The 14,318-nt window shown below is 37.6% G+C and carries 15 protein-coding genes; 9 read left to right on the forward strand and 6 right to left on the reverse strand.

Annotation, left to right across the window (positions count from 1 at the left end):
- Positions 1–50: 50 nt before the first annotated feature.
- The 3 genes from ASU31_RS06140 to ASU31_RS06150 all read right to left on the reverse strand — a co-directional run bounded on the left by ASU31_RS06140 (position 51) and on the right by ASU31_RS06150 (position 2,223).
- Positions 51–518 carry an OsmC family protein gene (locus ASU31_RS06140; protein WP_057931479.1) on the reverse strand — a complete coding sequence of 156 codons (468 nt, stop codon included), beginning with the start codon at positions 516–518 and terminating at the stop codon, positions 51–53.
- Between the two features lie 139 nt (positions 519–657).
- Entirely contained in the window at positions 658–1,116 is a 459-nt protein-coding gene (locus tag ASU31_RS06145; RefSeq protein WP_057931480.1) for a hypothetical protein, read from the reverse strand.
- Between the two features lie 180 nt (positions 1,117–1,296).
- Complete coding sequence (locus ASU31_RS06150) at positions 1,297–2,223, reverse strand: NAD(P)-dependent oxidoreductase (protein ID WP_057931481.1); 927 nt, start codon at positions 2,221–2,223, stop codon at positions 1,297–1,299.
- Positions 2,224–2,440: 217 nt separating this feature from the next.
- On the opposite strand from ASU31_RS06150, the gene ASU31_RS06155 reads away from it, so the two are divergent.
- The 3 genes from ASU31_RS06155 (at position 2,441) to ASU31_RS06165 (ending at position 6,578) form a co-directional block, all read left to right on the forward strand.
- The gene (locus ASU31_RS06155; protein WP_057931482.1) at positions 2,441–4,930 is read left to right on the forward strand and encodes a TonB-dependent receptor; all 2,490 of its coding nucleotides are present in this window, start codon (positions 2,441–2,443) and stop codon (positions 4,928–4,930) included.
- 105 nt (positions 4,931–5,035) lie between these two features.
- Complete coding sequence (locus ASU31_RS06160) at positions 5,036–5,590, forward strand: NUDIX domain-containing protein (RefSeq protein WP_057931483.1); 555 nt, start codon at positions 5,036–5,038, stop codon at positions 5,588–5,590.
- 229 nt (positions 5,591–5,819) lie between these two features.
- Positions 5,820–6,578 (forward strand): lysophospholipid acyltransferase family protein, encoded by a 759-nt coding sequence (locus ASU31_RS06165; RefSeq protein ID WP_057931484.1) that lies wholly within the window; start codon positions 5,820–5,822, stop codon positions 6,576–6,578.
- A 323-nt stretch (positions 6,579–6,901) separates the two neighbouring features.
- Here ASU31_RS06165 and ASU31_RS06170 read toward each other — a convergent pair whose 3' ends face one another.
- Positions 6,902–7,651: a LytR/AlgR family response regulator transcription factor gene (locus ASU31_RS06170; RefSeq protein ID WP_057931485.1), complete on the reverse strand. Its 750-nt coding sequence runs from the start codon at positions 7,649–7,651 to the stop codon at positions 6,902–6,904.
- A gap of 55 nt (positions 7,652–7,706) precedes the next feature.
- Positions 7,707–8,732, reverse strand: coding sequence for a sensor histidine kinase (locus ASU31_RS06175; RefSeq protein ID WP_057931486.1), 1,026 nt, complete (start codon positions 8,730–8,732; stop codon positions 7,707–7,709).
- Between the two features lie 262 nt (positions 8,733–8,994).
- On the opposite strand from ASU31_RS06175, the gene ASU31_RS06180 reads away from it, so the two are divergent.
- From ASU31_RS06180 to ASU31_RS06195, 4 genes are all read left to right on the forward strand, one after another.
- Positions 8,995–9,252 carry a hypothetical protein gene (locus tag ASU31_RS06180; protein WP_057931487.1) on the forward strand — a complete coding sequence of 86 codons (258 nt, stop codon included), beginning with the start codon at positions 8,995–8,997 and terminating at the stop codon, positions 9,250–9,252.
- A gap of 5 nt (positions 9,253–9,257) precedes the next feature.
- Positions 9,258–10,166, forward strand: a complete 909-nt coding sequence (locus tag ASU31_RS06185) for an ABC transporter ATP-binding protein (protein WP_057931488.1) — start codon at positions 9,258–9,260, stop codon at positions 10,164–10,166.
- A gap of 1 nt (position 10,167) precedes the next feature.
- Positions 10,168–10,965, forward strand: coding sequence for an ABC transporter permease (locus ASU31_RS06190; RefSeq protein WP_057931489.1), 798 nt, complete (start codon positions 10,168–10,170; stop codon positions 10,963–10,965).
- A 119-nt stretch (positions 10,966–11,084) separates the two neighbouring features.
- A complete protein-coding gene (locus ASU31_RS06195) occupies positions 11,085–12,653 on the forward strand; it encodes a M28 family metallopeptidase (protein ID WP_057931490.1) in 1,569 nt (522 codons plus the stop codon).
- Positions 12,654–12,752: 99 nt separating this feature from the next.
- On the opposite strand, the gene ASU31_RS06200 is transcribed toward ASU31_RS06195, so the two are convergent.
- Positions 12,753–12,983, reverse strand: coding sequence for a response regulator transcription factor (locus ASU31_RS06200; protein ID WP_057931491.1), 231 nt, complete (start codon positions 12,981–12,983; stop codon positions 12,753–12,755).
- Positions 12,984–13,275: 292 nt separating this feature from the next.
- Between ASU31_RS06200 and ASU31_RS06205 the strand changes: the two genes are divergently transcribed.
- Together ASU31_RS06205 and ASU31_RS06210 are read left to right on the forward strand one after the other, a co-directional pair.
- The gene (locus ASU31_RS06205) at positions 13,276–13,644 is read left to right on the forward strand and encodes a hypothetical protein (RefSeq protein WP_057931492.1); all 369 of its coding nucleotides are present in this window, start codon (positions 13,276–13,278) and stop codon (positions 13,642–13,644) included.
- 3 nt (positions 13,645–13,647) lie between these two features.
- Complete coding sequence (locus ASU31_RS06210; RefSeq protein WP_057931493.1) at positions 13,648–14,295, forward strand: hypothetical protein; 648 nt, start codon at positions 13,648–13,650, stop codon at positions 14,293–14,295.
- Positions 14,296–14,318: the final 23 nt, after the last annotated feature.

A 14,318-nucleotide genomic window follows, 5' to 3' on the forward strand; every position in this document is an offset into this window, starting at 1 on the left:
CGAAATTTTCAGTTGGCAGTCCGATATGACTACCAACTGAAAACTGTTAACTAATAACTGAGAACCGGCTCGTGTTTAACCGGAAAATTTAATGAATTAGCAATAAAACACATTTTATTTGCCTCATGATGCAGCGAAGCTGCAAGCTCATAATGAGCCTTATCGGCTATTAAAACCTGGGGATGAAGGGTAACCTCTCTAAAACGGCCACTTCCATCGGCCAATTCTTCCATAGTGCCCACAGCCTCGTCCTTATAATCGATTACCACGATTTCGTTTTTAGAGCATAAATGTAAATACCAGAGCATATGACAGCTGGATATTGAGGCCAACAACAGATCTTCTGGGTTATATTTAGATTTATCACCCAAAAAAGCAGAATCAGACGATCCGGAAATATCGGCTTTGCCTTTTACTGAAATTACATAATCGCGATCGTACGAACGGTAATCCATTGTACCCGAGCCTTTATTGCCCGTCCAGGTAACTGTAGTTGAATATAAATGATCTTTCGGCATGATAAAATTGGTTAGATTGTATAGCCAATTTAAGAAAATATTATCAAGATTAATCTACTTTTTAACCCTTTTGACTAAGAATAATTTAAATATCTAACCTCAAGCAATAACTTTAGCTCAAGAAATAGTTCAGAAAAAATTATGATCTAATTTTATGTCCTTTTGAGGTTAAGAAGGACTTTAGCAAGCCGTAAGTAGACTCATCTGCATTAATATTAATCCCTTTATCATTCTCCATGTATGAGCATTCGAAACATACATTAAGCGCAGAAACAATTTCTCCATTCTTACTATAAAATATGATTGCATCCCTGTAAATAGGTAGACACATCCAAGAAGGTAAGTTTGCAACCTCGGTTTCTAAAATGTGATTTAATTTAATCATATCCTGACTATTACGCTGGAAGGAACTAATCTTTTCCGAAGAGCTATCAAGGTTACCATTCAGATCAGTTATGCGGTTATCATACCAAGATATTTCCACAGTATTTCTAGTGGCATCCGAATAGTAGGCCTGCTGTTGAAAAGAGTATGTTTCAACATATTCGAAATCGATATTTTTAATATAATCTTTAGATTGAATAGCTGTATGCGTCATAAAATATTACTTTTTAGCCCCGGGAGCCTGCATCCATAAGTTGTGATATCATTCGAACTTGTCACATTGAGCTTGTCGAAACGCTTAGCGAGGAATTTAAACAGGTCCTTCGACAGGCTCTCCGTAGGAGTCTTTTGGACAGGATGACAATTCTATATTTATGATACAGCCTCCTTTAAATTAAAAACTAAGCCCGCTTAACTTCTCAGCCAAAACCTCCGAAATTTTACGGTACGAATCGAATGTCCAACCACCAACATGTGGCGTTAAAATCACTTTTTCGTTATTTTTTAGTTCATCATACCAAACCTGTTCGCCCAATGCAGGGAATTTTTCTGTTTGCAGTACATCCAATCCAGCACCTAAAATCTTTCCGCTTTTAATCGCATTCAGCACTGCTGGCGTATTTACAATTTCACCCCTGGCGGTATTAATAAAGAAAATGGGCTTTTTAAAATGAAAGAAATACTCATCATCAACCATCTGTTTGGTTTCGGCGGTTAAGGGAATATGCAAACTCAGCACATCGCTGTGTTTCACGATTTCTTCCATGCTTACCTCCCGTGCAAAAGCATCAGAAAAGCCGGTTTTATACTTATCATAGGCCATTACATCGACCTCGAAACCAGCTAGCTTCTTCGCAAAACTTTGCCCCATAAATCCATAACCAATAATCCCCACCTTTTTGCCTTTCAATTCGTAACCACGGTTACCTTCCCTATCCCATACCCCGTTTCTAATCTCCATATCGGCCCTGCGGAAGTTGTTCATCAAAGATAAAAGCAGACCTGTAGCATGTTCGCCAACAGCATCACAATTGCCTTCAGGTGCATTAATCAGTTCGATATTTCTTTCAAAAGCGATTTTATCATCGATATTATCCAGGCCTGCTCCTGCCCTGGCCACAAATTTTAAATTTGGGGCAGCAGCAAAAATTTCGGCATCAATCCTAAATTTTGTCCGGACAGCAATACCGGTATAATCTTTAATTTTATCTAATGTTTGTTGACGGGTGATCTGTGGTTCATCATCAACCTCGTAGCCCATGGCAATAGCCTGCTCTTTAAACGCAGGGTGTAAATCATCAACAATTAATATCTTATTCATAATGAACAAAAGTAACATTTTGCAGATTGTTCAATTGTAATATTCTTTTATTGTTTCCGCAAAACTGAAAACCGCAAATTGTTAGCTGTCAACTGTGCATTACCCACAAAAATATTACTATAAAATGGCTGTAATAAAATAGTTACGCCTCCTTAATTAAACTTAGTTGCCGTTACTTTGTCTCCCTTTACAAAAACACACGCAATTTTATTTTTTAATGAGAATTTTACAATCGAGAACAATACAGATCACCCTTTTACTTTTAAGCTTATCTTTTAGTCTTTTCGCCCAAACAGGTGGAAAAGCAAAAATTACCGGAGTACTTAAAGATGCAAAAACACAAGAAACCATTCCCTTTGCTACCGCTGTTTTAATTGATAAAGCAACAAGCAAAAATGCAAAAATTGCCCAAACAGATGTAAATGGTGCATTTGTGATGGCAGACATTCCTGCTGGCACTTTCACCTTTAAAATAAGCTTTGTAGGCTACCAAACCATGGTTAGAGATAACGTGGCAATTACTGCTGCTACGGGTACATTAAACTTTGGCGAGATTAAAATGAATGCGGCTAAAGGCAATGTGCTGAGCGAAATTACCGTAACAGGCCAAAAACAAGGCATGCAAATGGGGATCGACAAAAAGATTTTCGCTGTAGATCAGAGCGTAATCAGCGAGGGCGGTTCAGCAGGCGATTTATTGCAGAATGTTCCTTCTGTTTCTACCGATATGGATGGCAATGTGAGCTTACGTGGCTCTACAGGTGTTAAAGTGTTAATTGATGGAAAACCGTCTTTAATTGCCGGCGGTAATGTAGCGCAGATTCTTCAGTCTATTCCGGCCAGCTCTATCGAAAGCGTTGAGGTAATTACCAACCCATCGGCTAAATATGATGCAGAAGGCCAATCAGGTATCATCAACATCGTACTGAAGAAAAATACGAAACTTGGCTTTAACGGTTCAGTTGCACTAACCGCAGGTAACCGCGATAACTATAATGCTAACACTAATTTAAGTTTTCAGAATAGCAAAGTAAATCTTTATGGAAACTATGGCTATCGCTATGGCAACCGTTTGGGTGGTGGTTTCCAGGATATTACCTACAAAACACCAACCAGTTCAACAGCCTTCGCAAATCAGAATACCGTTTCTAATTCTTCTGATAGAGGACACAATGCTAAAGCTGGTTTAGATTATTATTTGGCGCCAAAAAGCGTAATCAGCTTATCGGGTGGTTTTAACTCAAGAGAAAATGAGCGGAACGAGCTGCTCGATATTAGACAATTAAGTGCAAGCCAGTCGCCTGTTTTATTAAGCAACAGAACCAATAATAATGACGGTTATGGAAAAAGTTATGACCTGAATTTAGATTACGTACAGAAGTTTAAAAAACCGAAAGAAGAGTTAACCTTCAACTTTGGTTATTCGTATGGAACAAACAACAACGACCAAACTTACAGCACCAATACGACTAACCGAAATGGTGTGCCGATTGATGAAACGTTAAGTTTACAGCGTGTTTTTAACACAGGCAATAACACCAATTACAACATCCAGACTGATTATGCATTACCTGTTGGTAAAGCCGGTAAAATTGAAGTTGGTTACCGTAGCCAGATCCGCTTAGGAAACAATGATCAATATGCAGATTCGATCCCTACAAATACGAATATTTATGTCAGTAACAATAAGTTAATTAACGGTTTCGATAGTAAAGATCAGGTGCACGCACTTTATTTCAATTATCAGAACCAGATTAAAGATTTTGGTTACCAAATTGGATTAAGAGGAGAGGATGCGCGTTTAGATACGCATTTAGAAGGCTATACAAACAATGTGTTAACTACAGCAGAAGGAAATATCCACTACAAAAGGATTTATCCTAGTGTTTTCTTAACGCAAAAATTTAAAGGCGACAACCAGCTTCAATTGAGTTATACACGCCGTGTAAACCGCCCTCGCCCTTGGGATACCAATCCATTTTTGGATGTTTCGGATCCTTTAAACTATAGAGGTGGTAACCCGAATTTATTGCCAGAGGATGTACACTCTTTCGAATTGGGACATAGTAAATACTGGAAAAAAGTAACCTTAACTTCTAGTTTGTATTTCCGCCAAACCAATGATGTAATTCAACGGGTAAGAAGTACACCAGTTAATGGGATCATTACTTCAACGCCTCAAAATTTAACGAATCAAATCAATAGTGGTTTAGAGTTAATTGGCCGTTTCGATCTTATTAAGGCTTTAAACTTTACCACTAACGTAAACTTATATCAAGCTAAGTTTGCCGGAGATGCGAGATTTGATATTGCATCGAGCAGTGGATTTAGCTGGAATGCCAACCTAACCGGAAATTTAATTGTTGCAAAAAATGTATCACTACAGGTACGCGGCGATTACAGAGCACCGGAAGTGATGGCACAGGGAAAACGCAATGCAATGTATGGAATTGATGGAGGGGCCAAATATGATTTCCCAAACAAAAAAGCATCTTTAAGTTTCAATGTTAGAGATGTATTTAACACCAGAAGATGGAGCATGACAACCGAAGATAAGGCTACAATTGTTGATTTTGAACGTCAGATGCAGGGAACAATGGGCAACTTAACTTTCTCATACCGATTTGGAAAAACAACTTTTGCCGGTACGAATAAAAAGAAAAAAGACGATCAGCAGGACAACCGTCCTGATGAGGGGTCATTCTAATTTTAACCAAGGGTGCTTAGAAAAAATCTAAGCACTTTTTTGCCCTAAATTTTCTTTAATACAATTCCTTCCTTATAAAACTATAACAAGTTGTTATCTTGCACCATGGAAGAGATCAACCCCTGGAAAACACTAGAGAGCGAGGTAAAGTACGATAACAACTGGATCCGCTTAACCGAACATCAGGTGATTAACCCCTCTGGCGGAAAAGGAATTTATGGTACCGTTCATTTTAAAAACCTCGCGATCGGAATCCTCCCCTTAGATGAAGATTATGATACCTGGCTTGTTGGCCAATACCGATATGCGATTAATGCCTACAGCTGGGAAATTCCCGAAGGTGGTGGTCCTTTTCACGAAGCATCGTTAGAAAGCGCCAGAAGGGAGTTATTAGAAGAAACGGGCATGAGCGCCAGAAATTGGAAAGAGATCCAAAGAATGCACCTGTCTAACTCTGTGAGCGATGAACTGAGCATAATCTATGTTGCTACGGATCTAATTCAAGGTATTGCGATGCCTGAAGAAACGGAACAACTCGTGGTAAAAAAATTGCCATTTGGTGAGGCTTATCAAATGGTTTTGAATGGAGAGATTACCGACTCGATAAGCGTAGCTGCAATCTTAAAAGCCAAACTGATGATGTTGAATGGCGAATTGTAGAATCATATATTAAGATTCCGTCATTTCGAGCGCAGTGCAGCGTAGTCCAGAAATCTTTCAGTGCGTATAATTAAATCAGTTTTAAAAATTCCTCCGCTACGGTCGGAATGACGCTCAGCAAATATATTCTAGTTTAAGATTTATTCAATCTACCTTACGCCTAATTATAATCACGGTAATTAAACCAGAATAATTTATTATTATCTTTGCCACCTATTAAATCAACCAGATGAGCAAGCTTTTTGGATATATTTTAAGCCCTATTTTTTATATCTTCTTTGGATTAACACTTTGTATCTTCCATCCTATACAATGGATTTGCTATAAGCTTTTTGGCTATAAAGCACATAAGGTTTCGGTAGATATCCTTAATTTTTTTCTCACCTATTGCCAGATCTTTCTATTCAACTCGATCAGCTTTAAAAACGAATATGATTTGCCAACCGATAGACCAATCATTTTTGCAGCAAACCACCAGAGTATGTACGATATCCCTTCGTTAATTTGGTTTTTAAGGAAACATAGTGCAAAATTTATCTCTAAAATTGAGCTTACCAAAGGTATTCCATCCATATCCATTAACCTGCGTTTAGGCGGTGGGGCAAACATTAACCGAAAAGATAACAAACAGGCCATTTCCGAAATCATCAAACTTGGTCGTAGGATGAAAGAAAACAATTGGAGCACTGTTATTTTCCCGGAGGGAACCCGGGCGAAAGACGGTCAGTTGAAAACATTCCAATTTGGAGGTATCGCTACCATATTAAAAGTAGTACCCAATGCTTTGGTCGTTCCGGTGGCGATAGAAAATTCGTGGAAAATTGTTCGCTTTGGCATGTTTCCACTAACTACTGGCAATGCGCTAAAATGGACGGTTTTAAAACCGATAGAACCAGGGGTAAAAACGCCAAATGATATCACGCTAGAAGTAGAAAACGAAATCAGGAAAGTTTTAGGTCAACCAATGGCTCAGGCTGCTGTTTTATAGTTCTACATTTTATTATCTCCAAGCCCTTAGACTACTTCTATCCACAAGCCTTTAATTATAAACCCGATAGAAGTGGGTGCCGATTCTTCATCGGCCGGAACGAATAGCGGGGCTGCAATATCCGATGAAATACTGACATTCATTTCCAAAACCAAAAAACCCTGCAAACATCGTTAATATTGATTTTTATCCATTAAATTAACCATCAAAACAACAAATCAAGGAGATATTCCGCGATCCTTGTGTTCCTAGCTTGAATGGGGTATGGCAAAAAAGATTAATCGTTTGAACAGGTAAGTACTAAACGTGAGCCACCAGCCGCCCTAAATGTTCTTATTTCCGATCACCCTGAAAAATTCATCACGGTAGGTATCGCCAACAGGGATAATCTTCTGATTGATGGTAATGCGGCTACGCTCGATACTTTCAATTTTATCAACAGCCACAATATAAGATTTGTGCACCCTGATAAACTGACCTTGAGGTAAAGCTTCTTCCATCTTCTTCATACTCTGTAGCGTAATTACACGCTCATCTTTCGTAAAGATCGAGATGTAATCTTTTAAACCTTCGATGAATAAAATATTGTGCAGATAGATTTTTTGGATCTTATGTTCCGTTTTTACAAAAATATAATCCTGAACAGGATTTGGCGAACCAGAAAATGGTGCAGGCGTAACGATGGGCTGAGCCACACTTGCAGGAGCTTCAACCGGTTTTACCTGATTATGTACTTTTTCTACCGCTTTATAAAAACGGTCGAATGCAATTGGCTTTAACAGGTAATCCGAAACATTTAGGTCGTAACTTTCTAAAGCATACTGTGGGTAAGCGGTAGTTAATATGTAGTGACATTTATTGCCGGCAATTTTTAAAAACTGGATTCCGGTTAGCTCAGGCATCTGGATATCTAGAAATACAAGATCAATCCCTCCGCCCTGAACAATCTGCAAGGCTTCAATAGGGTTTTCGCATCTTTTAACCATGGTTAAAAAAGGCACTTTCGAAATATAATCCTGTAAAATATCAAGCGCTAAAGGCTCATCATCAACAACAATACAGTTTAAGTTCATTTTTGGTTATTATTTTAATTAATGATTTTTATCCGGTTTATGTTTGGTTGTCGGATTATATGTCAATCATCAGTTCACAGGTATAATGAGTAGCCGAATTTACAACATTTAATTTATATCTATCAGGGTAAACCAATTGTAACCGTCGTTCTACATTGGTTAAACCAACGCCTCCCTGCGCATCTTTATTCTGTTGGTTCTTTTTATTGACTACACTAAAATGCAAAATTTTCTGGTTGGCAATGATATTAATTTTTACAGGTTCGGCCGGATCGGTTACTACACCATGCTTAAATGCATTTTCTACAAATGAAATCAACATTAAAGGAACGATTTTCTGATTATCAATTTCGCCGTTTAAAGTAAGCTCTATATAGGCGCCATCTTTAAACCTTATTTTTTGTAATTCGATATAACTGGTTAAATAGTCTACTTCCTTGCTTAGTGCAACAGTTGGCGTATTACTCTCGTAAATCATGTAGCGCATAATCTCCGAAAGTTTCATAATGGCATCAGCTGTTTTGTCCGATTTCTGATAGGCCAGTGAATAGATGTTATTAAGCGAATTAAAAAGAAAATGAGGGTTTAACTGCGATTTTAAAAACTGGAGTTCCATTTCACGGCGTTCACTTTCTAAATTCCGCTGGATCCTTTCACTTCCAAACCAGTCAATTGTAAATTTAATGATGCAGCTACTAATCATGAAAAAGCCGCCAATAAAAGCCTTACCTGCAAAATATTCATTTACATTATATTCTGCTTTTTCGCCTCTTACCATCATCATATCTGCTGGATTTAAAACGGCAATAACTGTTTTAATTAAAGCTGCAACTGCAATCATCAGAAAAAAAGCGAGAACATAAAGCCAATACTTTTTTCTTCTCTTAATAAGTTCAGGGATTAAAAAAATGTAGTTTATATAGAAAAGGGAAACATTCAGGATTCCAAATAGCCCAAATGAAATTAATTCTCGTTTTACCGTTATTTGCGAACCAGTTGTTACTACAATAACAACAGCTGCTACCAATATTATTGCCCAGAAAATGCTGTGCAATATTAAAGCTCCCTTACCTTCTTTCATTTACAAGTTGTTTAACAATAAAAAGCAGTTAACCAGCATATTTTAGTACTGCTATTTTCATGCATCCAAAATAAATAAAGTTTTATCGATTTACTTACACAATCTACCAACGGGCATTTTTTTTCTACCAACGGCCCAATAGGCAAATTTTATCGACAAACGCCAAAAATGTCTGTTGATCTAGAATCTTGAACACTTGGTATAATAGATTTTAGCAGGTTGTTTTTCTTGAGTTTCTTTGAATCATCAAAACGAAAACAAAATGAAAACATCATCAGCAATCAACTTAAAAAATCAAACAGTAATTACTGATGGTATTTTCGCAACCGCTCAAATAAAACTATCGATCATGAAAAAGTTATCAAACACATCACCATTTTTACTTTTATTATTACCTGTATTTATGATGATTATTTTAACACTTACGGTTAACACCAATCAGAATGATGCAGAAATAGTTGTAAAACCTACAAAAACATCTGGTTCTATTGTGAAACAGGCAACTGCTATTTTCAAATAGAAACAATGGGTAATTACGCTATCGAAACAGTAGGTTTAAACTTTAACTTCGGCAACCAGGCTATTGTAAAAGATCTCTCATTACAAGTACCAAAAGGCAGCATTTATGGTTTCTTAGGCCCAAATGGAGCTGGAAAAACAACCACCATAAAAATCTTGCTTAACCTGCTCAAATCACCGTCCGACCAGGTTTTTATATTCGGTAAAGAAATAAACAGTAATCGCATTGCTACCCTTAAACGCATAGGCGCTCTAGTAGAACAGCCAGCCATTTATGGGCATTTAACAGGAAAAGAAAACCTCGTTAACCGCTGTATTCTGTTAGGCATAAAAAAATCAAAAGCTGATGAAATGCTGTCGCTGGTAGGTTTGGCAGAAGCAGCAAACAAAAAAGCCAATAAATATTCATTAGGCATGAAACAACGGCTAGGCATTGCGCAGGCACTAATTTCAGACCCGGAATTACTCCTGCTGGATGAGCCTACAAATGGCTTAGATCCAAATGGCATTATTGAGGTGCGGAACCTTATGATCGATTTAGCCACAAAACACCAAAAAACAATATTGGTTTCAAGCCACTTATTGGCAGAAATAGAAAGAACAGCAACCCATGTTGGCATTATAAACAAAGGTCAATTATTATTTCAGGGCACTATTAACGAACTTCATTTACTGAGCAAACCTGTTCTCGAAATTGAAGTCGACAAGATCGAAAGCGCAAGTTCTCTTTTAACAAAGTCGGGTTATGAAATTATGGCAAAAACCGATAGGATAATTACCATACCCTTTACTTCCTCACAAAAAAGTGGAGAATTAAATACATTACTTATCCAAAATGGTTTTACGGTGAGCAGTCTTTATCAGCAACGAAAAGACCTCGAAAATTTATTCCTTGATATTACCAAAACAAACTAACATGCACGCTCTTTATATTTCTTTAATATCAGAATTTTATAAATCCAGAAAAACCTTAGCTTTCTGGGCGGCCATATTATTACCAGTTATTATTTGCGGATTAATCAGCTTTGGTTTTTATTCCGACGCTGAGAAAATCATCGCCAACCATTATCCTCCAATGATATTATGGGCACATTACAGTGGTGCAGCGCTCGGCGTAATGGGATTTTTGATAATGCCCTTCTATGTTATATTCATGGCCTTTTCGGTCAATAATATCGAACATAAAAACGATACCTGGAAAATGTTATTTGCCCAGCCTTTAAATAAATTCTCAATTTATGCGGCAAAATACCTGTATGCTGTGTTGTTAATATTTATCTGCTTATTCTTATTTGCTACACTTACCTACGCCTTTGGTCACTTGTTACAGGCATTGGTGCCTAAGTTTAATTTTAATCAATACAATCCTTTAAATATTCTAGTTAACTCTTACGCCAAATTATTCTTATCATCTTTAGGCATTTTATCGCTACAGTTTATATTAAGCTTGCTATGGAGCGATTTTCTTAAGCCAATGGGCATTGGCTTTGTTGGCACCATTATGGGCATCATTACGGCAAATGTGGGTTGGAAATATGCTTACCTGATCCCCTATTCATTACCTGCTTTGTCTTTAAAATTGACCAGGATAAAAAAAGGAGGCGATCCGCTGGATTTCCCGGTTTTTACCCAGGAAATATGGATAAGTTTGATCTATGCTGTTATTCTTTTTATTATCGGCTATTTTATTGTCACCAAAAAGAGTATAAAATAGTTTCAATCTGTAAATTTTAGGCCCTAAGAATGTGCTCATGTAAAAATCTCATTGGATAATAATTTAAAGTGGTTTAAAGTGTATTTTAGACTAAAATCAACCACCAAATTATTCATAAAATGATCAAAAAATTTACAATCACAGCATTGGCCTTTGGCTTGTGCTTTTCAGCTTTTGCACAAGATTCTCCTGATGCAGCTGTAGTACAAAAAATAAGAAAGGAAGGTTTGGAAAATTCGAAGGCGATGGATATTGCTTTTAATTTAACAGATGTAAGCGGTCCACGTTTATCAAACTCTCCGGGATTAAAAAAAGCACAGGATTGGGCTGTGAAGCAACTAACCGATTGGGGATTAAAAAATGTACACCTTGAAGCCTGGGGAACTTTCGGTAAAGGCTGGCAGATTGATAAATACTATGCCGCCACCACAATCCCTTATTATCATGCCATTATTGCCTCTCCTAAAGCATGGACACCTGGTACAAATGGCCCGATCAAATCGGAGGTCATTTTAATCAAGGCTGATAGTGTTTCCGATTTAGCAAAATATAAAGGCAAATTGGCCGGAAAAATCATTATGATGGATCAGGGTACCCCATTAACAAGTGGCATTAAGCCTGATTTTTTACGCTATGCCGATACTACCCTGGCACAGATGGCCGCGGCAAAACCACAGGCCGCAGGCCCAAGGCGGCGCCCAACCGGCGGACCAATTGCTGATAGAATGGCTCAGATGATGAAAATGCGTGAAATCCGTGCGGCAATGAATGCCATGTTGGTAGAAGAAAAAGTAGGTTTAATTTTAACTTATGCCCGCGGCGGACAAGGGACATTTTTCACCAGTAACGGCGCTTCGTATGCTTTAGATGCAAAACCCGTATCGCCTGAACTTGAAGTTGCAGCAGAAGATTTCTTGCATATACTGCGTCTTTTACGTGCTGGCAAGCCTGTAGAAGTTGAGGCTGACATCAAAACCTCTTTTTACGACCAGGATCCACAAGGATATAATGTAATTGCCGAAATACCTGGGACGGATAAAAAACTAAAAGACGAAGTGGTAATGATTGGCGGACACTTCGATTCGTGGCATGCGGCAACGGGCGCTACAGATAATGCAGCAGGTTCTACCGTAATGATGGAAGCCATGCGTATTTTAAAAGCAATAGATTTTAAACCAAAACGCACCATTCGTATTGCACTTTGGAGCTCAGAAGAGCAAGGTTTATTTGGATCAAGAGGTTATGTGGCAAAACATTTTGGCGACCCGAAAACTATGGTATTAACACCAGATCAAAAAAAAATATCAGCTTATTACAACCTCGATAATGGAACAGGGAAAATCCGCGGTGTTTATTTACAGGGCAATGCAGCGGCTGGTCCTATTTTTCAAAGTTGGTTAACACCTTTTAACGATCTTGGCGCAACCACCATCACCATCAATAACACAGGTGGTACCGACCACCAGGCCTTTGATGCTGTAGGCATCCCAGGTTTCCAGTTTATTCAGGATCCTGCCGATTACAATACCCGTACCCACCATAGCAATATGGATACTTATGATAGGCTTGTTGAGGATGATTTAAAACAGGCGGCAACCATCATCGCTTCTTTTGTTTACAATACTTCGCAGCGTGAGGCACAGATCCCAAGAAAAGAACTACCTGCTCCACAACCCGCGAGACCTTAAACTAAAATATAATGTATAAACAAAAGCCTGCTGATTTGACTTTAGTATCAAATAGCAGGCTTTGCTGTTTAGAATGAGAGGTTATGCGTATTTTAACCCTTATAAGGATAATATTCTTTCTTTAAAGGCCCAAACAATTAATTGATAAGAATTTTTAAGATCGAGCTTTCTTACCATATTTCTTCGGTGCGTATTAACGGTATGCTCGCTGATAAAAAGCATTTCGCCAATTTCTTTACTGTTGTACCCCATCGATAACAGGTGTACAATTTCAACTTCCCTTTCGCTGATCGAACTGTGATTTTCCCGTAGCAGGATATTGTTTATCATTTTTGAAAGAATTAAATGGTTTAACGTTTCTATAATTAAGCTTTATTAAAAAATTAGACTTATTTTAAAATAAGTTCAAAATATTTGTTTTAATAGGGCCCACGGCATTCATCGTTTACAATCACAAATTATTCAACTGTTATTGTATACCAAAAGTAGTGGTACGTCGCAATTCGGCGTTAGCGCAAAACGCCTTAAATGAAAGGGTATTTTTACGGTATTTTAATTGCAAATACCTCTTGCCGGAACCCTTATTATTATCGATTTTTAGAGAAAATCAAACAATAAATTTATGAGTCAAAAATTAAATTCGGAACCTATCGATAAGAAGGTTGCGCAGGCCATGGTTAATGCCTATGCTGTAGAAGCAAGAAAATTTCCACAATCCTTCACCAAAGCGGTATGGTTTCCGGCAGAACAGATCCTGGAAATCGCAAAATTAATGAGCGAAGGAAAATATGATGGGTTAAGACTTTATTTTGCGCAATATACCGACGTTTTACCTGAAGGCGTAAAAAATGGATATGCAGGTAAAAATACTTTATTACTGGTTCCTACAACTGCATGCGAAAGCAATGATGACGAACATCAGGATAATCTTGACGATATTGGAAACAGAGGCCAAGGCTGTCCAGATTTTTGTAACGGAACGAGTTTATAAACAATGAGGTACTTATCTCCCATATTTATAGCAGAGGTTATCTGCTTAATAGCGGCCATCACCATAATATGGAAAGATAAATATGCTTTTGGAAAAGTAATTACCTGCTATCTAACCATTGCACTTGTTACTGAAGAAGCCGCTGCTTATCTGGCAATAAGGGGCATACACAATTTATGGCTTTTTAACATTTTCATATTTTTTGAAATCGGTGCGATATTGTATGGCCTTTACCATTGCTTAAAAGAGTATATCAATCCCAAACCTATATTTATTATAGGTGCGGGTATTGTGTACCCGATATACTTTAGCTTTTTCATCAACCATCCCTTTGCCGATTTAAACACGATTACAATTACTGTAATGTCAGTCGTTTTCACACTTTATTGCCTGTATTATTATTATTTGCTGTTAAAAGATGAAAACTTTATCGAGATTAAAACTCATCCCCAGTTTTGGTGGGTAACAGGCGTTCTATTTTATTACTTCGGTAGCACCATGTCGAACATCTTTGATGGATTGTTTACCGTTAAGATTATAGGTCATGTTACTTTAAGATACTGTATTTATATCGTATTAAACCTTATTTTATATAGCTTTTGGCTATATTCCTTTATATGCAGAATGAAACAACAAAAATTGCAATCTTAGTTGCCATCTCAACATTGGTATTC

It is taken from the genome of Pedobacter ginsenosidimutans, assembly GCF_001442625.1.
In the GTDB taxonomy this organism is placed as follows: Bacteria; Bacteroidota; Bacteroidia; order Sphingobacteriales; family Sphingobacteriaceae; genus Pedobacter; species Pedobacter ginsenosidimutans.